This is a genomic window from Mycobacterium sp. NGS27, assembly GCF_059813005.1.
Genome location: NZ_JCALDT010000002.1, coordinates 154,424 through 176,474, shown reverse-complemented (window position 1 = coordinate 176,474; position 22,051 = coordinate 154,424). Strand labels below are relative to the sequence as shown.

Sequence of the window (22,051 nt, the reverse complement as noted above, 5' to 3'; positions counted from 1 at the left end):
GCACGGTGGAGGCGGCACTGGGCATCGCCGCGCTCGTGGTGGTGCTGGTGCTGTGCCTGGCCGGTGTCACCGCGGTATCGATGCAGGTGCGCTGCGTCGACGCTGCCCGCGAAGCCGCCCGGCTGGCGGCCCGCGGCGACCAACGCTCGGCCGTGGCCGCGGCGCGCCGGCTCGCGCCCGGCGGTGCCCGAGTCGACTTGCGGCGCGACGGCGATTTCCTGGTGGCCACCGTCGTCGCGCATTCGAAGTTGTTGCCCACCATCGACATTGCGGCCAAAGCGGTCTCGGCGGCCGAGCCGGGCCGGTGAGCGGGGGTCGGCCACCTTGGTCGCCGCCTGGATGATCGTGGTACTGCTGACGGCGACCGGGGCCGGTGCCTACCTGGGCTCGGCGGTCGTGGCACGGCACCGCGCCCAGGCGGTGGCCGACCTGGCCGCGTTGGCGGCCGCGGCGCGGTTGGGTTCCGGGGCGGATGCTGCCTGCGCCACAGCCGCCGGCGTGGCCCGCCAGATGCGTACCGACGACATTCGCTGTGTCGTCGACGGTCTCGATGTCGTCGTCACCGCCCGGGTAGCGGTCGCCTTCGGCGGCGCGGCGAGGGCCGCGGCGCGGGCGGGGCCGGCGACCGGTGAATCCGGCTAGGGCGCGGCGTCGGGGCTGGGCGACAATCCCGCGGTGGCCAGCTCGTCGTCGGTGGGCAGCCGCAGCGACACCAGTCCGGCGTACGTATCCGGTTCCAGCTCCACGCGGTTGACGGTGACGTGCACCGGCACCCAATCACCGTCGTGCCCGGGCATCCGCAGCACCCGGCTGGTGGCGCCCCCGCTGAATTCCCTTGTCATGGTGGCCATCAGGTCGTGGTCGTCGGGATGAACCCGGGGCTTGCCCGTCTCGCTGCTGCGCCAGTCGTAGAAGGGGCAGGGCTCGTCGAGCCATTTCAGCAGAACCCACGTGTTGAGGTCGATCAGTGCGCGGTGCACGCCGGCCTGGGCCAGCCCGCTGAGGATTCGTTGCGCCAGAACGTCGGTCGAGACCTCCGGGCCCTTCAGTTCGGACGGCCAGTTCATCGCCCGCGCCACCAAGTGCTCCCGGCCGTCTGGCCCCGGTTCCAGAATCGTGCGTGCGACGAAACCTATCCGGATCGACTCACCGCGCCAGTCGGTGAGATCCCAAGTGCTGCACAGGGTTTGGTCGGGCTTGGCCTTGACCGCCATGGCCAGCACCTTGGTTTCGTTCGGATTGAGTTCACGCGACGGAAGGTCCTCGGCGAAGGCCCTGCCGAACGTGACTTCCACCTCGGGATTCTTCCCGCTGTTGAGCAGCGACTCGCGGGTGTCGGTGGCCACGCCGAGCGTCAGGTCCCACTTCAACGGTCCCGGGATCGGCCGCTCGGGCGGCTCGACGTCGGCGGGGCCCGTCCAGACATGCACGCCGTGGATGAAACCGTCGGACATCACCACCGGTTCGGTGCGAATGATGCGGTCCCGCTTGGTCGTGATGCTGGTCAGGGCCTGGCCGGTCTGCACCGCCTCGGCGATCGCCGTGCGAACCGCGGCGAGATACGGGCTGCGGCGCAGGAATGTGGTGATGGGCACCAGATTTTTGAGTTGACGGCCCTGCGCCACCACGGTGGGCTCACCCCCGAGCGTCTCCACGAGCAACCAGTCGTGGGCCATGCGGTCGACTTTACCGGTGAGCAGACCGGCCTAGGGGAGTGCCGGCGGTATCGCCGGTGCCCAAGCCCGCAGGCATCGACACCCGCCGAGCCGCGTCGCCGGTGCTTGCGATGCCGTCGCGGCCTTGGTAACTTTTGCTGCTGCGCCCGCATCGTCGGGATTGTGGGCGGCGCACAACCGAGTCATTCCTGATCCGTGCGACAGCACGCCGCGATTTCTTGAGCAGCAGGAAATGCGTTCTTGGCGTAGGCGTCACAAGACAAACCCGGTGAATCGACCGTCGAGGGGTCGGTCGTCATCGGCGGGTTTGCGCTCCCGTGGCCCCTGCGCCAACTCTGCGAGGACCAGCTTCAGCACCAGCACCGCGCCCGCCTTGTCGAGTGGGTCGTTGCCGTTGCCGCACTTGGGGGACTGCACGCACGACGGGCACCCCCGCGGGCACTCGCATGCTTCGATGGCGGCTGCCGTCGCACCCAGCCAGGTGCGGGCCTGACGAAAGCCCCGCTCGGCGAATCCTGCGCCACCCGGATAGCCGTCGTAGACGAAGACGCTGGGCAAACCAAGGGGATCGGGCCCCACGGCGGTCGACAAGCCGCCGATGTCCCCGCGGTCGCAACTGGCCACCAGCGGCAGCAGCCCGATCGCCGCATGCTCGGCGGCGTGCAACGCTCCGGGGATCCGTGTGTCCTCAATACCGTTGCGCCGCAGCGCGTCCCCGGCGATCGTGTACATCACCGCCGTGGTGGCCAAGGTGTGTTCCGGCATGTCCAATTCGATGAAGTCGATCACCTCTCCGGAGAGCCTGCGACGCAGATAGCCCACCACCTGGTGGGTGACCCTGACCGGCACCAGACCCAACGTGACCGCGCCGAACGCCAACCGCTCGCCCGTACCGGTGACGGCGATATCGGTGATCTCGCGGGCGAACGTCGCGTAACCGGGGTCCTCGGCGTGCACGAACGCGATGCCCTCCTCGGGGTCCAGGGAGTCGACCACGTAGCTGTCGCCTTGATGCAGATACACCGCGCCGGGGTGAACGGTGGCCGGTGCCTGCCCGGCGCCGGCGCTGCCCAGCAGCCTTCCGGTATCGGCCTCGACGATGACGATCTGGCCACCCGCCGAGCCTCGAATGTCCACGGCGGCATGGGGTTCCAGGCCGGGCACCGGGAAATACCGGCCGCCGCGCCGCCGCAGCAGCCCGTCGTCGACCAGGCCGTCGGCCACCTCAGTGGCGCCCAAAGCGCGCACCTCGGCCTCGTCCAGCGGTAGTTCGGTTGCCGCGCACAGCAGCTGCGGGCCCAGGATGTAGGGGTTGGCCGGGTCGATCACCACCCGCTCGACCGGCTTGTCCAGCAGTGCGGCCGGGTTGTGCACCAGATAGGTATCCAGCGGATCGTCCCGGGCGATTAGCACCACCAAGGCGCCCTGCCCGCGCCGGCCGGACCGGCCCGCCTGCTGCCAGAACGAGGCGACCGTGCCGGGGAAGCCGGCGAGCACCACCGCGTCGAGCCCCGCGATGTCCACGCCCAGTTCCAGCGCGTTGGTGGTGGCCAGGCCGCGCAACCGGCCCTCGGCCAGCGCGCGCTCCAGCGCGGTGCGGTCCTCGGCGAGGTAGCCGGCCCGATACGACGCCACGGTCGGCGACAGCTCCGGCGCGACGTCGTCCAACCTGGCCCGGGCGCCCAGCGCGGTCAATTCCGCGGCGCGGCGCGACCGCACGAACGTGAGCGTCTGAGCGCCCTCGGCGATCAGGTCGGCCATCACCCGCGCCGCCTCGGCACCGGCGGAGCGGCGCACCGGCGCGCCGTTCTCGCCGGTCAAATCGGCGCGCAGCGCTGGCTCCCACAACGCCACCGTCCGGGCGCCCTGGGGCGAACCGTCCTCGGTGACCTCCTCGACCGGCAAGCCGATGAGCTCGGTGGCCGTCGCGCCCGGCGAATCCGTTGTGGCGCTGGCGAAGATCACCGTCGGCGAGGACGAATAACGGGCGCACAACCGCAGCAGGCGGCGCAGCACCATAGCCACGTTGGAGCCGAAAACTCCACGGTAGTAATGACATTCGTCGACGATCACGAATCGCAACCCGCGCAACAAAACGGCCCAGCGGGCGTGGTTGCGCAAAATCGACAGATGGATCATGTCGGGATTGGAGAACAACCACCGCGAACGTTCCCGCGCGAAGCGCCGGACGTCGGCGGGGCTGTCACCGTCGTAGGCGGTGGGCGCGACGTCATGCAGCCGCGGAACGGCCGCGGTGAGCGCGTGCGCGGCCCGCAATTGGTCATGGCCCAACGCCTTGGTCGGTGACAGGTAGAGCACCCTGGCCCGCGGATCGGTCGCCAACGCGTTGAGGACGGGAAGCTGGTAGGCCAGCGACTTGCCCGAGGCGGTACCGGTGCTGAGCACCACGTGACGTCCGGCGTACGCCAGATCCGCGGCCGCGAACTGATGCGACCAGGGTGAGGTGATCCCGCGTTCGGCGAACGCGCTGACCACGTCGGCCTCGGCCCAGGACGGCCAATCGAGCGGGCGGCCGCTGCGCGGTGGCAGTTCGGCGACATGGCGCAGCGGATGCTCGTCTGACGCGGTTCCGGCGAGTGCGGCGGCAAGCAGGTCACTGCCGAAGCTCGCCATCTCACTCCTTCCGTGAATCCGTCGTGAAATCGGCCCCGCAATAGGCCTTCGAATCGGCGGGAGACACAAGTCTGTCGCCAACGCGATGAACATGGTTGACTATTTGCGGTCGCAGCTTCTGTGTTCGTGTCAAACTTTCGCAGGATCGACGTTGCGGCCGCGGTTCCTGCGAGGTTAATTGGTCGGGTGAAGTTCCGGCGACTCAGCGAGGTAAGCGGTCGTACCAGGCCCGGGGCATCGAAAGGCGATGCCCCGCACCCAGAAGAAAAGGAAAGATCGAGAGATGCCACAGGGAACTGTGAAGTGGTTCAACGCGGAGAAGGGCTTCGGGTTCATTGCTCCCGAAGACGGTTCCGCTGATGTGTTTGTCCACTACACGGAGATCCAGGGTTCGGGCTTCCGCACCCTCGAAGAAAACCAAAAGGTCGAGTTCGAGATCGGCCACAGCCCTAAGGGCCCCCAGGCCACCGGAGTCCGCTCCGTCTAAGACAGAGCAGACCTGAACGGATACCCCCCGTGCAGACCCGCCCAGCGGGTCACGCCGGGGGGTTTCCTCTTGTACTGCCGCGAGCCACGTGTGCCCCGGACGCCGCGCCGGTTGCCTCAAGACGCGGACGGGCCCGCTGGCCTACTGTCGGGGGCGTGAGCCAGCTTTCCTTCTTCACAGCGGAGTCGGTGCCGCCCGCGGTCGCCGATCTTTCCGGGGTGCTGGCGGCGTCCGGGCAGATCGTCACCGTGGGTACCACCGGTGAGAATCCCGTCGGGGGTGCCCGGCTGTCGGTGGTCGTGGATCAGCCCTGGCGGGCCTCCGGGCTGGCCGAGATGATCCGGGAGGCCGGCCTGGTCGCGGAGATCAGCCGCACCGACGAGGACACCCCGCTGGTGCGGACGGCGGTGGACCCGTCATTGCGGACGCTGGCCACCGAATGGACGCGCGGGGCGGTCAAGACCGTCCCGCCGCGTTGGCTGCCCGGGCCGCGTGAGCTGCGGGCGTGGACACTGGCGGCCGGAAACCCGGAGGGCGAGCACTACCTGCTGGCGTTGGATCCCCACGCGCCGGACACGCACTCGCCGCTGGCGTCGGCTTTGATGCGCGTCGGGATCGCGCCCACCCTGATCGGCACCCGCGGCGGTCGGCCGGCGCTGCGGATCAGCGGACGCCGTCGGCTATCGCGCCTGGTAGAAAACGTGGGGGAGCCCCCCGAGGGCGCCGAGGCGTTATCGCGGTGGCCGCGCGTTTAGCCAGCAGATGGCGCCCGAAATCGCGTCGGCTTTTCGTCGTTGTCGCGAAGGTCAGTTTGCGTGGGCGCGCCCAAGGGTGCGAAATTGTCAGGTGCCGCAGGGCGAAGGAACGGTCGCGTACCTGAGTTTCACCGGAATTTTCGATGCCGACCTGTCATTCTTCCTGCAGGTGGTCTCGTGGGGGGACCAATCAGGGATGGAGCGTAAGGGCAGTTGGCTGACCCGAAACTGAAGGACACCGGCAGCGGCCGGCGGCGGCTCGTGATCGTCGAGTCGCCCACCAAGGCGCGCAAACTGGCCAGCTACCTGGGTTCCAGGTACATCGTCGAATCGTCGCGCGGTCACATCCGCGACCTCCCCCGGGCCGCGGCCGACGTGCCGGCCAAATTCAAGTCGGAGCCCTGGGCCCGCCTCGGGGTCAACGTCGACGCGGACTTCGAACCGCTGTACATCATCAGCCCCGAGAAGAAGAGCACGGTCACCGAGCTCAAGGGATTACTCAAGGACGTCGACGAGCTCTACCTGGCGACGGATGGCGACCGCGAGGGCGAGGCCATCGCCTGGCACCTGCTGGAAACCCTCAAGCCGAACATTCCGGTCAAGCGGATGGTGTTTCACGAGATCACCGAGCCGGCGATCCTCGAGGCCGCCGAAAACCCCCGGGACCTCGACATCGACCTGGTCGACGCGCAGGAGACCCGGCGCATTCTGGACCGCCTGTACGGCTACGAGGTCAGCCCGGTGCTGTGGAAGAAGGTCGCGCCCAAGCTGTCGGCGGGCCGGGTCCAATCGGTGGCCACCCGCATCATCGTGCAGCGGGAACGCGACCGCATGGCGTTTCGCAGCGCCTCTTACTGGGACATCCTGGCCAAGCTGGACGCCAGCGTGTCCGATCCGACGGCACAGCCGCCCACCTTCACCGCCCGGCTGACCGGTGTCGACGGCCTGCGCGTGGCCACCGGCCGCGACTTCGACTCGCTGGGGCAGCTGCGCAAGGCCGACGAGGTGACCATCCTCGACGAGGCGAGCGCGACGCAGCTGGCCGCTGGCCTGCGCGGCGCCCAGCTCACCGTCGCGTCGGTGGAGGAAAAGCCCTACACCCGGCGCCCGTACGCGCCGTTCATGACCTCGACGCTGCAGCAGGAGGCCGGCCGCAAGCTGCGGTTCTCCTCCGAGCGCACGATGAGCATCGCCCAGCGGCTTTATGAGAACGGCTACATCACCTATATGCGTACCGACTCCACGACGCTGTCGGAGTCGGCGATCAACGCCGCGCGCACCCAGGCGCGCCAGCTCTACGGCGCGGAATACGTGTCCCCGTCGCCGCGCCAGTACACACGCAAGGTCAAGAACGCCCAGGAGGCCCACGAGGCGATCCGACCCGCGGGTGAGACGTTCGCGACGCCGGACGCGGTGCGGCGCGAGCTCGACGGCGACGAATTCCGCATCTACGAGCTGATCTGGCAACGCACGGTGGCCTCGCAGATGGCCGACGCGCGCGGCACCACGCTGAGCCTGCGGATCAACGGCCAATCAGCCGGCCGGGACGTAATGTTTTCGGCCAGCGGTCGCACCATCACCTTCGCGGGCTTTTTGAAGGCTTACGTGGAGACGGTGGACGAGTTGGCCGGTGGCGAGGCCGACGACGCCGAGAGCCGGCTGCCGCAGCTGACCCAGGGCCAGCGGCTGGACGCCCTCGAACTCACCCCCGACGGCCACGCCACCAACCCGCCGGCGCGCTACACGGAGGCGTCACTGGTCAAGGCCCTCGAAGAGCTGGGCATCGGCCGTCCGTCGACGTACTCCTCGATCATCAAGACCATCCAGGACCGCGGCTACGTGCACAAGAAGGGCAGCGCGCTGGTGCCGTCCTGGGTGGCGTTCGCCGTAACCGGTTTGCTGGAACAACATTTCGGCCGCCTGGTCGACTATGACTTCACCGCCGCGATGGAAGACGAGCTCGACGCGATCGCCTCGGGACAGGAACGGCGCACCGACTGGCTCAACAATTTCTACTTCGGCGGCGAGCACGGGGTGGCCGACTCGGTGGCCCGCTCCGGTGGCCTGAAGAAACTGGTCGGCGTCAACCTGGAGGGCATCGACGCTCGAGAAGTCAACTCCATCAGGCTCTTTGACGACGAGCAGGGCCGGCCGGTGTACGTGCGGGTGGGCAAGAACGGGCCGTATCTGGAACGCATGGTGGCCGGCGGCCCCGATGATCCCAGCGGCGAACTGAAACCGCAGCGGGCCAACCTCAACGACTCGCTGACCCCCGACGAGCTGACGCTGGAGGTGGCCGAGCAGCTGTTCGCCACCCCGCAAGAGGGCCGCGTGCTCGGGGTCGACCCGAACACCGGTCACGAGATCGTCGCCAAGGACGGGCGCTACGGGCCATACGTTTCCGAGGTTCTGCCGGAACCACCGCCCGACGACGACGGCAGCGCCGCGCCGGCGAAGAAGGGCAAAAAGCCCACGGGCCCCAAGCCTCGCACCGGTTCGCTGCTGCGCACCATGGACCTGCAGACGGTGACGCTCGAGGACGCGCTGCGGCTGCTTTCGCTGCCGCGGGTGGTCGGCGTCGACCCCGCCTCCGGCGAGGAGATCACCGCGCAGAACGGCCGCTACGGCCCATACCTGAAGCGCGGCACCGATTCTCGCTCGCTGGCGACCGAGGAGCAGATGTTCGACATCACCCTCGAGGAAGCGCTGAAGATCTACGCCGAACCCAAACGCCGCGGAAGGCAAGGCGCCGCCGCGCCGCCGCTGCGTGAGTTGGGCGCCGACCCGGCGACGGGCAAGCCGATGGTGATCAAGGACGGCCGGTTCGGGCCGTACGTCACCGACGGTGAGACGAACGCCAGCCTGCGCAAGGGCGATGACGTCCTCTCCATCACCGACGAGCGCGCCGCGGAACTGCTGGCCGACCGCCGGGCGCGGGGTCCGGCCAAGCGTCCCGCGAAGAAGGCCGCCCGCAAGGCCCCGGCCAAGAAGGCCGCGGCCAAGAAGGCCGCCAAGCGCAGCTAGCCCGGCTCAGTAGCCCGGGCCGATGGTCTCACCGGACATCTCCTGGGCCCGGACCTGCGTGGGCGCGGAATCCGTGTCGGCCAGGTGCACGGGGCGCGCCAGCTGGGTGGGCGCCCGGCGGCCGCGCAGCTCGACGACCTCGCCGACATCCCAGCACAGGGCTTCGGCGTCCAGCGCCCCACTGACCGCGATCGCCGACGCGAGCACGTGCCCCGGTTCGAGCTTGGCCAGCTCGGTCAGCCGGGCGGCCTCGTTGACCGGGTCCCCGATCACGGTGTACTCGAAGCGGGCCTGCGCGCCGATGTGGCCGGCGATGGCCCGCCCGGAGGACACCCCGATGCCGAACTCCGCCGAACCGATGACCGGCAGCAGCGCGTCGTGCAGTTCCCGGGCCGCGGCCAGCGCCCCACCGGGTGAGTCGGGATGTTCGATCGGCGCGCCGAAGATGGCCAGCGCGGCGTCGCCCTGGAACTTGTTGACGAAACCCCCATGCTTGCCGACGGTTTCGACGACCACCCGGAAGAACTCGTTGAGCAGGTGGACGACCTCGGCGGGTGGGCGGGTCGCGGCCAGCTGGGTGGAGCCGACCAGGTCCACGAACAGCACCGCGACATCGCGCTCCTGGCCGCCCAGCTCGGTGCCACGCTCCAGCGCCCGCCGGGCCACGTCCTCACCGACGTAGCGGCCGAACAGGTCGCGCAGTCGCTGCCGCTCGGACAGGTCGCGCACCATGTCGTTGAAGCCCGCCTGCAGCAGGCCCAGCTCGCTGGCGTCGTAGATCTGCATGTGCGCGTTGTAATTTCCGCGCTGCACCTCCGAGAGCGCCCAGCGCAGTTGGCGCAGCGGGTCGGCGATCGACATGGCCACCAGCAGCGTGCTGATCAACCCGATGCCCAGCGCCGCCACCGCCAGCAACAGGATCGGGGTGAACAACTTCTCCGGCGTCGCATGCAGCAGCGAGATCTTGTCGGCCACCACCGCCAGCACGATCGCCAGCACCGGCACGGCGGTGGACAGCATCCAGGTCAGGATCTGGCGCAGGATGACCCCGGGCGCCTTGACGTTCTCGGGCACCCCGCTGCGCAGGGCGGCCACCGCGACCGGCCGCAGCACCCGCTCGGACTGCAGGTACCCGATGATCGAGGTGGCCGCGGCGCCCAGCCCGGTGGCCACCGCCACCACGGGAGCGGCGTATCTGGCCACCGACCAGCTGGCGATAATGAACACCACGCTGCCGATGGCCCAGGCCACGATGCTGATCAAGGTGCGGTAGAACGGCATTCGCAGCGCCCGGCTGCGGGCGAGTTCGGTGGCCGCGGGATCGGCCTCGGCGAGCATGTTGTCGCGGCGCTGCCACCGGAACACCGGCAGCAGCAGCCGCAGAGTCAGGGCCAGTCCGGTGAGGAAGACGACGACCAGCGCGGTGGCGAAGATCGCCACGTTCAGGACTGGCAGGTCCTGTAACTGGATGCGGTCTTCGGGCGGCAGCGCGTAGCGAAGGAAGCCGAGCACGAACAGTGCGCCGATGATGTCGGCCTGCAGCATGCTGAGCGAGAACAGCGGCCACGGCGTGCGCATCACCCAGCGGACGAATGCGCTGATCCGCCCCGGTAGTGCCGCCGCCGTTGTCACCAACCCACCGTATCGGTCACCGGTGACCCTTCGGAAACTTAATACCGATCTCGGCGGGCGGCCCGGGGCCCGCCACGACGTCGAAGATAACGGAATGGTCGCGGTACGGTGGCCGTTCGGTATCTGTCGGCAGCGCCATTACTGTTACCGGTGATGTCCGGGGTGTTTACGCGGCTGGTAGGCCAGGATGCGGTGACGGCCGAGCTATTGGCGGCCGCCCACGCCGCTCGCGGTGACTCAGCGCACAGCGGGGTGGCCGCCGGGACTATGACACACGCGTGGCTGATCACCGGTCCGCCGGGTTCCGGACGCTCGGTGGCGGCGTTGTGTTTCGCGGCCGCGCTGCAGTGCACGTCCGACGGCGAGCCGGGCTGCGGGCGTTGCCACGCGTGCACGACGACCATGGCCGGCACCCACGCCGACGTGCGGCGGGTGATCCCCGAAGGCCTGTCCATCGGCGTCGACGAGATGCGCTCGATCGTGCAGATCGCGTCGCGGCGGCCCGCCACCGGCCATTGGCAGATCGTGGTGATCGAGGATGCGGACCGGCTGACCGAAGGCGCCGCCAACGCCCTGCTGAAGGTGGTCGAGGAACCGCCGCCGTCGACGGTGTTCCTGCTGTGCGCGCCGTCGGTGGATCCCGAGGACATCGCCATCACGTTGCGTTCCCGGTGCCGGCATGTGGCGCTGGTGACGCCGTCGACCGAGGCGATCGCGCACGTGCTGGTCGACAGCGACGGCCTGACACCAGACACGGCGAGCTGGGCGGCGTCGGTCAGCGGTGGCCATGTGGGCCGGGCGCGACGGCTGGCCACCGACCCCGAGGCCCGCGCGCGCCGGGAGCGGTCGCTGACGCTGGTGCGCGACGCCGCCACCCCGTCGCGGGCCTACGCCGCCGCCGAAGAGCTGGTGGCGGCGGCCGAAGCCGAGGCCATCGTGCTGACCGCGGACCGCGCCGAGGCCGAGACCGAAGAGCTGCGCACGGCCTTGGGCGCCGGCGGCACCGGCAAGGGCACCGCGGGCGCGATGCGCGGCGCGGCCGGAGCGCTGAAGGACCTTGAGCGACGGCAGAAGTCGCGTCAGACCCGGGCCTCGCGAGATTCCCTGGACCGCGCGCTGATCGACCTGGCGACCTACTTCCGGGACGCGCTGATGACGTCGGCCAATGCCGGCGCGGTGCGAGCCAACCATCCCGATATGGCTGAGCGGGTCGCGGCGCTGGCCGCCCACGCCCCACCCGCGCGGCTGCTGCGCTGCATCGAAGCGGTGCTCGAATGCCGCGAGGCGCTGGCGATCAACGTCAAGCCGAAGTTCGCCGTCGACGCCATGGTCGCCACCATCGGCCAGGAACTGCGCGATTGATTTCGTGGTGCCCGCCCGCCTGCCGTAGACTCGTGCCGCCCGGCGTGCGGGTATGCCGCCTTAGCTCAGTCGGTAGAGCGATTCACTCGTAATGAATAGGTCGGGGGTTCGATTCCCCCAGGCGGCTCCATATTTCCGCCCCGCGTCACGCCAGGGTGGCTGTCGGCGTCGAGGGTCACGCTGGCGTGACAATCGCCGGACCAATCAAGCCGGTGCGACGAACCCCACCGGGCCCGATGCGAGACACAACGCCAGCGCGGTCGTGTTGGCGCGCACGGTGATCGCGTCCCCGGCGCCCGGCAGCCGGGCGAAGACCCGGTTGAGTCCCGGATGCACCGGCACCTTGACCTCGGGGCCCTGCGTCATCGACAACGTCATCGAGCCCTCGCTGTTGGCAAGGTAGTTCAGTTCGACGGTCCAGTCGGCGGGCAGCAGCGGGCCGTCGAGGACCATCCGCGCCGGCCTGTCCGGCTGCGCGAAGTAGCCGCACTGCGGCATCGGCCCGGGCGCGATGGTCCGAACCCAGGTGACCCGCGCCTTGATCAGTCGCCCCGAGCTGTCGATCATGTGCAATTGGGTTGTTGCAGAAGCGAATTCGGGCCTATCGCGCAGCAGGGCGAACAGGTGGCTGGCCAGATTCTCCGGCGCGGCCACCCGCTGCAGCACCAACGGATCGACCTCCTGATCCAGCAGCGGCGCGTCCGAGGCCGCACGCGCGGCCGCCAGAGAAGCCCGGGCGTTCCGCAGGTAGGGCTGCGCGGGATTGTCGCGCCAGCTGGTCAGGAACGTCGACGTCGAGTACAGGCTGCTGGCCACGAACAACACCGCCAACACCGCGACAACCGCGGTGCGTTTCGGCGAAGCGTCGAGCCGGCGCGGCCCGGCCCGCCGGTTGGGGGCGCACAATGCGACGGCGGCCAGCAGTGCCAGCACCACGACCAGATCCGGCAGGTAGCGCAGCGTCTGCGCGAGTTCCAGCGCGGTCTGCTTCGAGGACCGCATCAAATAGATCGGCACCTGACAGGCCACGGCGTAGCCGACGGCGACCAGCCACACCGGACCGATGCGTTCCTTGCGAACCAGCGACAGCGCCACGGTTCCGGCCAGCACCAGCCAGCCGAGGGCCATCACCGACAGCGGGGGCGTGGCCCAGGGTGAGGCCGGCGCCCACCGATCCCAGTGCCACGGCCCGCCGGCCAGCCCCGGCACGATGCCGTGCGTGATCGACCGCATCAGGAGTCGCCACGTCATCGACAGGTCGGAACTCCACCGCTGCTGATTGACGACGGCCAGATACAGCGCGACCCAGGCCGCGGTGAGTGCCAGGGCGGCGATCCACAATCGCCGGCCGGCCCGCCACACCGTCGCCAGCGCCGACCCGAGGCTCCGATCGCCGGTCACGTGGCACAGCAGCGCGGTCACCGCGAACGCGACGAACGGGATCACCGCGGCCTTCTCGAAGAACAGCAGCCCGCCGAAGTACACGACCACGCCCGTCGCGGCGTAGCGCCGGCTGCCGGTGCGCACCAGCAGGATGGCGTCAGCGCACACCCAGGCCAGCGCGGCCAGCATCGGCAGCGAGTTCAGCGCCGCCGCCCACCACGCGAATCCGGGCACGGCCAACGGCGTGAACAACGCGAACGTCAACGGGATCAACAGCACCGGCCGCCAGCCCAAGATGACGTACAGGGCCCGCAACAACGCCAGCGAGGCCAGCAGTTGCAGCACCACCAGGCTGACCGCGGGCCAGGTCCAGTTCAGCGGCGCAAGCCGGATGATGATGCCCGCGACCAGAAATGCCCCGGGCATGACGTGTCCGTCATGGTCGTCGAACAGATACGACGGCGCGAGCAGGTTGTGGGTGCCGGCCTTGCCGATGAGGATCAGGTCATCCCAGTAGAAGTAGCCACCGAAGGCCAGGACCGCGCGCACCACCAGCTGCACCGCGACGAGCGTGGCGGCCAGGGCAGCTATGTATGGTGGGCCGGTGCGTGCACTGGTTACCGGGGCGGCCGGATTCATCGGGTCGACGCTAGTCGACCGGCTGTTGGCCGACGGTCATGCGGTGGTGGGGCTGGACAACTTCGCCTCCGGCCGCGCGACCAACCTCGAGCACCTGGCCGGCAATCCGGCATACGCCTTCGTCGAGGCGGACATCGTGACCGCCGACCTGGAGGCCATCCTCGACGAGCACCGCCCGGAGGTGGTGTTTCACCTGGCGGCGCAGATCGACGTGCGGCACTCGGTGGCCGACCCGCAATTCGACGCTTCGGTCAACGTGATCGGCACGGTGCGGCTGGCCGAGGCCGCGCGACGGGCGCAGGTCCGCAAGGTCGTGCACACCTCCTCGGGCGGATCCATCTACGGCACCCCGCCGCGCTACCCCACGCCCGAGACCGTGCCGACCGACCCCGCGTCGCCGTACGCGGCGGGCAAGGTGGCGGGCGAGATCTACCTGAACACCTTCCGCCACCTGTACGGCCTGGACTGCTCGCACATCGCCCCGGCGAATGTCTATGGCCCCCGCCAGGATCCGCACGGTGAGGCCGGTGTGGTGGCGATCTTCGCCCAGGCGCTGCTCTCGGGTAAGCCCACCAAGGTCTTCGGCGACGGCGGCAACACCCGGGACTACGTTTTCGTCGACGATGTCGTGGACGCCTTCGTCAAGGCATCCGGCGATGCGGGCGGCGGGCAGCGGTTCAACATCGGCACCGGCATCGAAACCTCGGACCGCCAGCTGCATTCGGCGGTCGCGGCCGCCGTCGGCGGGCCCGACGACCCGGAATTCGCGCCGCCGCGGCTCGGCGACCTCAAGCGGTCCTGCCTCGACATCAGTTCGGCCGCAGCGGTATTGGGCTGGAAACCGAAGGTCGACCTAGCCGACGGGGTGGCCCGCACGGTGGAATTCTTCCGCCGGACGCAGAACCGCTAGCCCGCTTCGGGCGCCTGAGCGGACTCCAGCGCCACCGCCCGGGCCAGCCGCGCGTAGCGCAGCTCGAGGTCCTTGAATCGCATGTAGGTGCTGAGCGTGGTGAAGCAGAACGCCATGATCAGCGCGTAGAGCATCAGGTCGGTCCCGCGGCGCACCCCGAACCACTGCGCCACCACCGTCGTGTCATCGGGTCGCAGCACGGCGTAGATGCCGGCCAGCACGAACACCACGTAGCCCACCTTCACCCACGCCTTCGACCGCGAATTGCGGCGCGAGCGCAACAGATACACCAGCAGCGCAACGATCGCCCCGATCAGCAGCACCTGGATCCAGTTCATGGAGTCCTCCCTCGCAGGAACCCGTCGAAAATGATGTTGACGCCGTTGAGCAGGGGCTGGCCCTTCGACATCGAGTACTCGGTGTAGAGCACCTCGATCGGCTCTTCGGTGACACGCCAATGGTTTTCGTCGATCAACATGATGAATTCGTTGGCGTGGCTCATGCCGCTCATCGTGATGTCCAACCCGTCGGCGACCTTCTTGTTGAACACCCGAAGCCCATTGTTGGTGTCGGTCAGGCCAAGTCGGCGGCCGCGCCGGCTCAACCGCGCGGCGGTCTGCAACACGATCCGTTTCACGAACGGCGGCCGGGCGCCGTGCTGCGCGCCGAACCGGGTGCCGACGACGACGTCGACGTCGCCGGCGCCCAACCGGTCGACCATCGTCGCCAGATCCTTGACGCGGTGCTGGCCGTCGGCGTCGAAAGTGGCGAAAATCTGGGCCCCCGGCTGCTTGCGCGCGTACTCGACACCGGTCTGGATCGCGGCGCCCTGGCCGAGGTTGATCGGGTGCCTCACCAGGTGAGCGCCGGCCCGCCGGGCGATCTCGCCGGTGTCGTCGGCGCTGCCGTCGTCCACGCACACGACATGGTCGAACACCGCGCGCACATCAGCTACCACCTCGCCGATGACAGCTGCTTCGTTGAAGGCGGGAATGACGACCCAGACGACATCCGTTTCAATACCCATTTAAGCCCACAAGGTACACGCTGCTGCGGCCATATCAGCCGGTAGAGCGCGCGGCGCGCGACAAAGCGACCAAGTGAACGCCGATCCCCACCGCCGGGCCGCACAGCAGTCCGACCACGGTTCGGGTCTGCAGGGACAGCGGCAGCAATAGCAGCAACCCCGACGCGACCGTGGCGCTCACCCAGCCCAGCGAGTAGGCCCGGTGCAGCGCGGCGGCCACCGCCGCCGCGCCCGTCAGCGTCAGCATGGCGATCGCCACCGCCGCCGCGGTCAGCCAGGCCAGCAGCGCGCTGCTGGCCTGGTACTGCGGCCCGAAGGCGACCCGCAACAGCCACGGACCCACCACGGCCGCGGCCGCCACCCCGACCGCGCCGATCGCTCCGACGATCGCCGCCGGCGCGAGCAGGGCACGAATCCGGTTGCTGCGCTCGTCGACGAAATGGGCAATCAGGTTGCCCTGCATGGCCGTCAGCGGCACCAGCAGTGGCGCACGGGTCAGAGTGACCGCCAGGATGATCACCCCGCCCTGCGCGCCGAGCTCGGCGCTGGTCAGTTTCAGCAGCACCGGAAATCCCATCACCAGGATGGCGCTGGCCCCGGCCGCGGTGATCGAATGCGCCGCGCCCCGGAGAAAGGTCGCGGTACCGCCGGGGGTCAACAGGCGCGCGGTGGCCCTGGCCGCCGGCGAGGCCATCAGCAGGATCAGCCAGGCGACCGCGCCCGCCACCGTCGCCCACAAGAAACCGACCAGACGCCACCCGAGCGCCACCGCTGCCGCGGCCACCATCACGCGGATGACGGCGTCGGTCACCATCAGCGCGCCGTAGCGGGTCCACTGGTTGGTGCCGGCCAGCATGCCCAGCAGGGTGGCGTGCGCGCAGAACCCGGCCAGCCCGGCGGACAGCAGCGCCACCGATAGCAGCCGCGCCTCGACGAACACCCGTCCGCTCCACAACGGCGAGCTGCCGGCGATCACTACGGCCGCGGCCATCCCGACCAGCACCGCGACCCGCATCGGGTGGGTACGCGGTTCGCCGGGCGCCGGCAGGGCGGCCAGGTCGCTGACATAGGGAGTCGAGCGAACTTCCCGGGTGGTCTCCTGCAGCAGGCCGTTGGCCGCGCCCGTCACCAGCCCGAAGGCGCCCCAGAACACGCCGAAGATGGAAAAGCCGCTCGGCGCCAGGTCACGGGCGGCCAGGTAGATCACCGCGTAGCCGCACAGCGCCGTCACGGCCGTGGCGGTGCCGACCCGGGCCATGCTGCCGCGCGCCACCGGCCCCTGTGAGGCGCTGATCTCGGTCATCGGGGCAGCGGCGCTTTCGGCCGGTCGTCCCGATGTTTCGTCACAATTTGAAAATTCTATGCGGCCCGAAGCGATCCCCCTTCGCGCGATGCGGTTCGCTAGTGTGGTCGGCGGCCGGAAAGGATCCATGTCCGCTTTGCGTACCTTCGGGATCTCGCTTGCGGTCACCGCGGCGGCCCTGGGCGTCGGATATGCCTACGGCGGCCTCAAAGGTCTCTATCTGCTGGTGGTGCTGGCCGTCCTCGAGGTGTCGTTGTCGTTCGACAACGCCATCATCAACGCTTCGATCCTGAAACGGATGAGCCGCTTCTGGCAGCGGATGTTCCTGACCATCGGGATCCTCATCGCCGTGTTCGGCATGCGACTGCTCTTCCCGCTGCTCATCGTGTGGGCGACGGCGGGGCTCGGCCCGGTGCGCGCGATGGAGCTGGCCCTGCATCCGCCCGCGCACGGCGCGCTGGAGTTTCCGGACGGCTCGCCCAGCTACCACAAACTCGTGATGGCGGCGCACCCCCAGATCGCCGCGTTCGGTGGAATCTTCCTGTTGATGCTTTTCCTGGATTTCATTTTCTATGACCGAGAAATCAAGTGGCTCAAGTGGATTGAGATCCCGTTCGCGCGCCTGGGCCGGCTGGGGCAGGTGTCGCTGGTGGTCACCGGTCTGGTGCTGGTCGGGGTCGGCACGCAATTGACGCACTCGGGTGACGAGGCGGCGACGGTGCTGACCGCGGGGCTTTTGGGCATGGTGACCTATCTGGTGGTCAACGGGTTGAGCCGGGCGTTTCAACCATCCGACGCCGAAGCCGCCGAAGCCGGCGAAGCCGGCGCGGCGACGGGCCGGGCCGGCCTGACGCTGTTCCTCTACCTCGAAGTGCTCGATGCCTCCTTCTCATTCGACGGCGTCACCGGCGCGTTCGCCATCACCTCCGACCCCGTCGTCATCGCGCTGGGGCTGGGACTGGTGGGCTCGATGTTCGTCCGGTCGATCACCATCTACCTGGTCAGCCAGGAGACGTTGGGCCGGTACGCGTACCTGGAACACGGCGCGCACTGGGCCATAGGTGCGCTCGCGGTCATCATGCTGGTCTCCATCGAGCCCAGGTTCGAAGTCCCCGAGGCGTTCACCGCTTCGATCGGCGTGGTCTTCATTGCGGCGGCGCTGGGCTGGAGCATCCTGCGCAATCGCCGCGACGCCCGCGCCGGGGGCTAGCGCCCGCAGGTGTGGTTCAGTGCCCTTCGGTCTTGAACCGCTCGATCGAGCGCTGGATCTCTGCCTCGGCTTCTTCGCGGCCAACCCAGTCCGCGGCCTTGACGAACTTGCCCGGTTCCAGGTCCTTGTAGTGCACGAAGAAGTGCTTGATCACGTCCAGCTCGAATTCCGGCACGTCCCCGATGTCCTGAACGTGGTCCCAGCGGTGGTCACCGGCCGGCACGCACAGGACCTTGTCGTCGCCGCCCTTTTCGTCGGTCATCCGGAACATGCCCACCGGGCGGGCCTCGACGATCACGCCGGGAAACACCGACTGCGGCAACAGCACCATCGCGTCCAGCGGGTCGCCGTCCTCGCCCAGGGTGTCCTCGATGAAGCCGTAGTCGGTCGGGTAGGCCATCGCGGTGTACAGGTAGCGGTCCAGACGTAGCCGTCCAGTCTCGTGGTCGACCTCGTACTTGTTCCGCTGGCCCTTTTGGATCTCGATGGTCACGTCGAATTCCACCGCGTCGGCTCCTTGTCTGGTAGGCAGACCAATTTTGCTCTGCTACACCCTAGTCGAGCGCATCGGCGCCGATTCGGCAGAATGGCTTGGAGACAGTCAGGAGAGTGATGGCCCGTACTCGCTGGCAAAAATCCACCCCAGTGCTCATCGGGTTGGGTGTGCTGGTGTTCGTCGCCGCCGTCGTGGTGGCGGCGGTGTTTTTCACCACGACCGGACACGGCGCCAATAGCGCGCATGCCCCGATACCGCCCCCGCACGCCCCGACGGTGAAGCCCGGCATGACGCCGGTGAGCGACACCGCCGAGCTACCCAGCGGGCCCGGCGTCAGCGCGATGCTGGCGCCGGTGGCGAGCGACCCCAACCTGGGCCGGCTAGGCGGACGGATCACGGACGCCATCACCGGAAAGGAGCTCTGGCAGGTGGCGGCCGACATGCCGTTGGTGCCGGCGTCGACCAACAAGGTGCTCACGGCGGCCGCGGCCTTGCTCACGCTGGACCATCAGGCCCGGATCAGCACTCGGGTGGTGGCCGGCAGCCAAAACGCCCAGGGACCCGTCGTGCTGGTGGGTGCGGGCGATCCGGCGCTGTCGGCCGCGCCGCCCGGCGTGGCGACGTGGTACCGGGGGTCGGCCCGGATCAGCGACCTGGTCGAACAGATCCGCCGCAGCGGCGTGACGCCGACCGCCGTACAGGTGGACACCTCGGCGTTCAGCGGTCCCACGATGGCGCAGGGTTGGGACCTGGCTGACGTCGACAACGGCGACATCGCGCCGATCGAGTCGGTGATGATCGACGCCGGCCGCATCCAGCCTTCGACGGTCAACTCGCGGCGGTCCCGGACCCCGGCGCTGGATGCCGGGCGGGAGCTGGCCAAGGCGCTGGGACTGGACCCGAACGCGGTCACGACCGCCGCCGCGCCGTCGGGGGCGCGGCAGCTGGCGGTCGTGCAATCGGCGCCGCTGGTCCAGCGGCTGTCCGAGATGATGGATCACTCGGACAACGTGCTGGCCGAATGCATCGCTCGCGAGGTGGCGGCCGCGATCAACCGGCCGCGCAGCTTCGCCGGCGCCGTCGACGCGGTGACCAACCGGCTGACCACCGCTCACGTCGACACCGCGGGCGCGACGCTGCTGGATTCCAGTGGACTCTCGGTCGACGATCGGCTGACGGCCAAGACGCTCGACGGCGTGCTGCAGGCCGCGGCGGGGCCCGACCAGCCGTCGCTGCGGGCGCTGCTGGATCTGCTCCCGATCGCCGCCGGCAGCGGGACGCTGGCCGATCGCTTCACCGACGCTTCCACCGCGCAGGGCCCCGCGGGCTGGCTGCGGGCCAAAACCGGCTCGCTGACCGGCATCAACGCGCTGGCCGGCGTGCTCACCGACCGCAGCGGCCGGGTGCTCACCTTCGCGTTCATCTCCAACGACGCCGGCCCGAACGGCCGCAACGTGATGGACGCGCTGGCGACCCGGCTGTGGTCCTGCGGGTGCTCATGACACCGGCGCCGGACTTGACGCTGGGCACCGCGGTCGACTGGAAGTTCGCGGCGTCGGTCGGTCGGCGGCTGGCCCGCCCGGGTCCGCCGTCCAGCGAGTACACCCGCCGCCAGGTGATCGACGAACTCGCCACCGCGTCCACCAAAGCCGAACCGTTGGTGCGTGACGTCACCGGCCTGGTCACCAACGGCGCGGTGCCGGCCGCGCGCATCGTCGACCGTTCCGACTGGATCGCCGCGGCCACCGAGTCGATGCGGGTGATGATGCACGGCACCGAGAAGCCGCGCGGCTTTCTGACCGGTCGCGTCACCGGCGCGCAGACGGGCGCCGTCCTGGCGTACGTGTCCTCGGGCATCCTCGGCCAATACGACCCGTTCGCCACTACTGACGGGGCCAAAACGGGCTGCCTCCTGCTGGTGTATCCCAACGTCATCGCCGTCGAGCGGCAACTCCGAATCGAACCGGCCGATTTCCGGCTATGGGTGTGCCTGCACGAGGTCACCCACCGAGTGCAGTTCACCGCCAACCCGTGGCTGCCCGACTACATGTCGCAGGCGCTGGGCCTGCTCACCCGGGACGCCGGCGAGGACATCGGGCAGGTGATCAGCCGGCTCGCCGACTACGCGCGCGGCCGCGCCGACAACGCGTCGGAATCAGACGCCAATTCCTCGGGAATTCTCGGGCTGGTGCGCGCGGTGCAGTCCGAACCGCAGCGGCAGGCGCTGGACCAGCTGCTGGTGCTGGGCACCCTGCTGGAGGGCCACGCGGATCACGTCATGGATGCCGTCGGGCCGATGGCGGTCCCGTCGGTGGCCACCATCCGGCGCCGGTTCGACGAGCGCCGCCACCGCAAGCAGCCGCCGCTGCAGCGGTTGTTGCGCGCACTGTTGGGGCTCGACGCCAAGCTCAGCCAATACACCCGCGGCAAGGCCTTCGTCGATCACGTGGTCGGCCAGGTGGGAATGGAGCGGTTCAACGCCATCTGGACGGGTCCCGACACGCTGCCGCTGCCCACCGAGATCGAAGAGCCCCAGCGATGGATCGACCGGGTGCTGTAGGCCAGCTGCGCGCAGCTGTCGAGGCGTTCATCAAGGCCCACCTCGCCACCGTCGAACAGTGGTGCGTGGCGCTGTCCGGCGGTCCGGATTCGCTGGCGCTCACCGCGGTCGCGGCCAAGCTACGACCCACCACCGCGGTCGTCGTCGACCACGGCCTGCAAACCGACTCGGCGGCAGTGGCCGAGACCGCCCGCGCTCAGGCCATTTCATTGGGATGCGTTGGGGCCCACGTGGTTCGGGTGCAGGTGGGCAACCGGGGTGGTCCCGAGGCGGCGGCGCGCGCTGCCCGCTACGCCGCGTTGAGCGCATTCCACACCGGCCCGGTGCTGCTGGGCCACACGCTCGACGACCAGGCCGAGACGGTGCTGCTGGGGCTGGGCCGCGGGTCCGGGGTGCGTTCGATCGCCGGGATGCGTCCGTACGATCCGCCGTGGTGCCGGCCGTTGCTGGAGGTGCGTCGAGCCGTAACCCACGGTGCGTGCGAAGAGCTTGGGCTGACCCCCTGGCAGGATCCGCACAACACCGACCGCCGCTTCACCCGCACCCGACTGCGCGCCGAGGTACTGCCCCTGCTGGAGGACGTCCTCGGCGGTGGCGTGGCCGAGGCGCTGGCCCGCACCGCGACCTCGCTGCGCGAGGATTCCGATTTGATCGACACCCTGGCGGCCCGCGCGCTGCCCGAGACCAAGGCGGACTCCGGCCTGCTGGTGCAGGCGCTGGCGGGGCTGGACGCCCCCGTGCGGCGGCGGGTGATCCGGACCTGGCTGCTGACCGGCGGCGCAACGAACCTGACCGACAAGCAGATTCGCGGGGTGGACGCCCTGGTCACCGGCTGGCATGGGCAGGGCGGGGTGGCGGTGGGCTCCTCGGTGCCCGAGGAACGACTGTTCGCGGGCCGCCGCGACGGGGTGCTGAGGCTGTGGAGCGAGCCGGTCGGCAAACCGATCCGATAG

General features: G+C 69.4%; 19 protein-coding genes and 1 tRNA gene. 12 read left to right on the top strand and 8 right to left on the bottom strand.

The genetic code is table 11. From position 1 onward, the window contains the following. The first annotated feature begins 5 nt into the window (after positions 1–5). Positions 6–308: a TadE family type IV pilus minor pilin gene (locus AC5Y30_RS05370; RefSeq protein ID WP_499917089.1), complete on the top strand. Its 303-nt coding sequence runs from the start codon at positions 6–8 to the stop codon at positions 306–308. Next, positions 268–642 (top strand): Rv3654c family TadE-like protein, encoded by a 375-nt coding sequence (locus AC5Y30_RS05365; RefSeq protein ID WP_499917088.1) that lies wholly within the window; start codon positions 268–270, stop codon positions 640–642. Before AC5Y30_RS05370 ends, AC5Y30_RS05365 begins: the two co-directional genes overlap by 41 nt. On the opposite strand, the gene AC5Y30_RS05360 is transcribed toward AC5Y30_RS05365, so the two are convergent. Together AC5Y30_RS05360 and AC5Y30_RS05355 are read right to left on the bottom strand one after the other, a co-directional pair. Next, positions 639–1,676, bottom strand: coding sequence for a PAS domain-containing protein (locus AC5Y30_RS05360; RefSeq protein ID WP_499917087.1), 1,038 nt, complete (start codon positions 1,674–1,676; stop codon positions 639–641). The two genes, AC5Y30_RS05365 and AC5Y30_RS05360, sit on opposite strands and share 4 nt — an antisense overlap. Positions 1,677–1,928: 252 nt before the next feature. Beyond that, complete coding sequence (locus AC5Y30_RS05355; protein WP_499917086.1) at positions 1,929–4,310, bottom strand: DEAD/DEAH box helicase; 2,382 nt, start codon at positions 4,308–4,310, stop codon at positions 1,929–1,931. Positions 4,311–4,593: 283 nt separating this feature from the next. Here AC5Y30_RS05355 and cspA point away from each other — a divergent pair, with 283 nt between their 5' ends. The 3 genes from cspA to topA all read left to right on the top strand — a co-directional run bounded on the left by cspA (position 4,594) and on the right by topA (position 8,576). Then, positions 4,594–4,797 carry a cold shock protein CspA gene (gene cspA, locus AC5Y30_RS05350; RefSeq protein ID WP_007166602.1) on the top strand — a complete coding sequence of 68 codons (204 nt, stop codon included), beginning with the start codon at positions 4,594–4,596 and terminating at the stop codon, positions 4,795–4,797. A gap of 155 nt (positions 4,798–4,952) precedes the next feature. Then, a complete protein-coding gene (locus tag AC5Y30_RS05345; protein ID WP_499917085.1) occupies positions 4,953–5,552 on the top strand; it encodes a hypothetical protein in 600 nt (199 codons plus the stop codon). A 213-nt stretch (positions 5,553–5,765) separates the two neighbouring features. Beyond that, the gene (topA, locus tag AC5Y30_RS05340) at positions 5,766–8,576 is read left to right on the top strand and encodes a type I DNA topoisomerase (RefSeq protein WP_499917084.1); all 2,811 of its coding nucleotides are present in this window, start codon (positions 5,766–5,768) and stop codon (positions 8,574–8,576) included. Positions 8,577–8,582: 6 nt separating this feature from the next. Here topA and AC5Y30_RS05335 read toward each other — a convergent pair whose 3' ends face one another. Next, positions 8,583–10,208, bottom strand: a complete 1,626-nt coding sequence (locus tag AC5Y30_RS05335) for an adenylate/guanylate cyclase domain-containing protein (protein ID WP_499917083.1) — start codon at positions 10,206–10,208, stop codon at positions 8,583–8,585. Positions 10,209–10,361: 153 nt separating this feature from the next. On the opposite strand from AC5Y30_RS05335, the gene AC5Y30_RS05330 reads away from it, so the two are divergent. Next, positions 10,362–11,570, top strand: a complete 1,209-nt coding sequence (locus tag AC5Y30_RS05330; protein WP_499917082.1) for a DNA polymerase III subunit delta' — start codon at positions 10,362–10,364, stop codon at positions 11,568–11,570. A 54-nt stretch (positions 11,571–11,624) separates the two neighbouring features. Continuing rightward, positions 11,625–11,700: transfer RNA gene (locus tag AC5Y30_RS05325), tRNA-Thr, on the top strand. A 74-nt stretch (positions 11,701–11,774) separates the two neighbouring features. On the opposite strand, the gene AC5Y30_RS05320 is transcribed toward AC5Y30_RS05325, so the two are convergent. Beyond that, positions 11,775–13,592 (bottom strand): hypothetical protein, encoded by a 1,818-nt coding sequence (locus AC5Y30_RS05320; protein WP_499917081.1) that lies wholly within the window; start codon positions 13,590–13,592, stop codon positions 11,775–11,777. Between AC5Y30_RS05320 and AC5Y30_RS05315 the strand changes: the two genes are divergently transcribed. Next, positions 13,558–14,502 (top strand): NAD-dependent epimerase/dehydratase family protein, encoded by a 945-nt coding sequence (locus AC5Y30_RS05315; RefSeq protein WP_499917080.1) that lies wholly within the window; start codon positions 13,558–13,560, stop codon positions 14,500–14,502. The two genes, AC5Y30_RS05320 and AC5Y30_RS05315, sit on opposite strands and share 35 nt — an antisense overlap. Here the strand turns inward: AC5Y30_RS05315 and AC5Y30_RS05310 are convergent. The 3 genes from AC5Y30_RS05310 to AC5Y30_RS05300 are packed head-to-tail and all read right to left on the bottom strand — an operon-like array spanning position 14,499 to position 16,832. Then, a complete protein-coding gene (locus AC5Y30_RS05310) occupies positions 14,499–14,840 on the bottom strand; it encodes a DUF2304 domain-containing protein (protein WP_499917079.1) in 342 nt (113 codons plus the stop codon). The two genes, AC5Y30_RS05315 and AC5Y30_RS05310, sit on opposite strands and share 4 nt — an antisense overlap. Continuing rightward, positions 14,837–15,529, bottom strand: a complete 693-nt coding sequence (gene ppgS, locus AC5Y30_RS05305; RefSeq protein ID WP_499917078.1) for a polyprenyl-phospho-N-acetylgalactosaminyl synthase PpgS — start codon at positions 15,527–15,529, stop codon at positions 14,837–14,839. Before ppgS ends, AC5Y30_RS05310 begins: the two co-directional genes overlap by 4 nt. A 34-nt stretch (positions 15,530–15,563) precedes the next feature. Continuing rightward, complete coding sequence (locus tag AC5Y30_RS05300) at positions 15,564–16,832, bottom strand: hypothetical protein (RefSeq protein ID WP_499917077.1); 1,269 nt, start codon at positions 16,830–16,832, stop codon at positions 15,564–15,566. Positions 16,833–16,959: 127 nt separating this feature from the next. Here AC5Y30_RS05300 and AC5Y30_RS05295 point away from each other — a divergent pair, with 127 nt between their 5' ends. Beyond that, complete coding sequence (locus AC5Y30_RS05295; RefSeq protein ID WP_499917076.1) at positions 16,960–18,042, top strand: DUF475 domain-containing protein; 1,083 nt, start codon at positions 16,960–16,962, stop codon at positions 18,040–18,042. Positions 18,043–18,058: 16 nt separating this feature from the next. Here the strand turns inward: AC5Y30_RS05295 and AC5Y30_RS05290 are convergent, their stop codons facing one another. Next, positions 18,059–18,547 carry an inorganic diphosphatase gene (locus AC5Y30_RS05290; RefSeq protein ID WP_499917075.1) on the bottom strand — a complete coding sequence of 163 codons (489 nt, stop codon included), beginning with the start codon at positions 18,545–18,547 and terminating at the stop codon, positions 18,059–18,061. Positions 18,548–18,654: 107 nt separating this feature from the next. On the opposite strand from AC5Y30_RS05290, the gene dacB reads away from it, so the two are divergent. From dacB to tilS, 3 genes are read left to right on the top strand one after another with little or no spacing between them, the layout of a single operon-like run. Continuing rightward, positions 18,655–20,040: a D-alanyl-D-alanine carboxypeptidase/D-alanyl-D-alanine endopeptidase gene (gene dacB, locus AC5Y30_RS05285; protein ID WP_499917074.1), complete on the top strand. Its 1,386-nt coding sequence runs from the start codon at positions 18,655–18,657 to the stop codon at positions 20,038–20,040. Further along, complete coding sequence (locus AC5Y30_RS05280) at positions 20,037–21,098, top strand: zinc-dependent metalloprotease (RefSeq protein WP_499917073.1); 1,062 nt, start codon at positions 20,037–20,039, stop codon at positions 21,096–21,098. The genes dacB and AC5Y30_RS05280 overlap by 4 nt, the downstream gene beginning before the upstream one ends. Then, the gene (gene tilS / locus AC5Y30_RS05275) at positions 21,077–22,051 is read left to right on the top strand and encodes a tRNA lysidine(34) synthetase TilS (protein WP_499917072.1); all 975 of its coding nucleotides are present in this window, start codon (positions 21,077–21,079) and stop codon (positions 22,049–22,051) included. Before AC5Y30_RS05280 ends, tilS begins: the two co-directional genes overlap by 22 nt.

Bases quoted from the DNA above. Each gene is read 5' to 3' on its own strand.
- AC5Y30_RS05320 (WP_499917081.1), bottom strand. From the start codon at position 13,592: ATGAATCCGGCCGCCCCGGTAACCAGTGCACGCACCGGCCCACCATAC.
- AC5Y30_RS05310 (WP_499917079.1), bottom strand. From the start codon at position 14,840: ATGAACTGGATCCAGGTGCTGCTGATCGGGGCGATCGTTGCGCTGCTG.
- AC5Y30_RS05330 (WP_499917082.1), top strand. From the start codon at position 10,362: ATGTCCGGGGTGTTTACGCGGCTGGTAGGCCAGGATGCGGTGACGGCC.
- ppgS (WP_499917078.1), bottom strand. From the start codon at position 15,529: ATGGGTATTGAAACGGATGTCGTCTGGGTCGTCATTCCCGCCTTCAAC.
- AC5Y30_RS05355 (WP_499917086.1), bottom strand. From the start codon at position 4,310: ATGGCGAGCTTCGGCAGTGACCTGCTTGCCGCCGCACTCGCCGGAACC.
- AC5Y30_RS05300 (WP_499917077.1), bottom strand. From the start codon at position 16,832: ATGACCGAGATCAGCGCCTCACAGGGGCCGGTGGCGCGCGGCAGCATG.
- dacB (WP_499917074.1), top strand. From the start codon at position 18,655: ATGGCCCGTACTCGCTGGCAAAAATCCACCCCAGTGCTCATCGGGTTG.
- AC5Y30_RS05360 (WP_499917087.1), bottom strand. From the start codon at position 1,676: ATGGCCCACGACTGGTTGCTCGTGGAGACGCTCGGGGGTGAGCCCACC.
- AC5Y30_RS05280 (WP_499917073.1), top strand. From the start codon at position 20,037: ATGACACCGGCGCCGGACTTGACGCTGGGCACCGCGGTCGACTGGAAG.
- AC5Y30_RS05295 (WP_499917076.1), top strand. From the start codon at position 16,960: ATGTCCGCTTTGCGTACCTTCGGGATCTCGCTTGCGGTCACCGCGGCG.
- tilS (WP_499917072.1), top strand. From the start codon at position 21,077: ATGGATCGACCGGGTGCTGTAGGCCAGCTGCGCGCAGCTGTCGAGGCG.
- cspA (WP_007166602.1), top strand. From the start codon at position 4,594: ATGCCACAGGGAACTGTGAAGTGGTTCAACGCGGAGAAGGGCTTCGGG.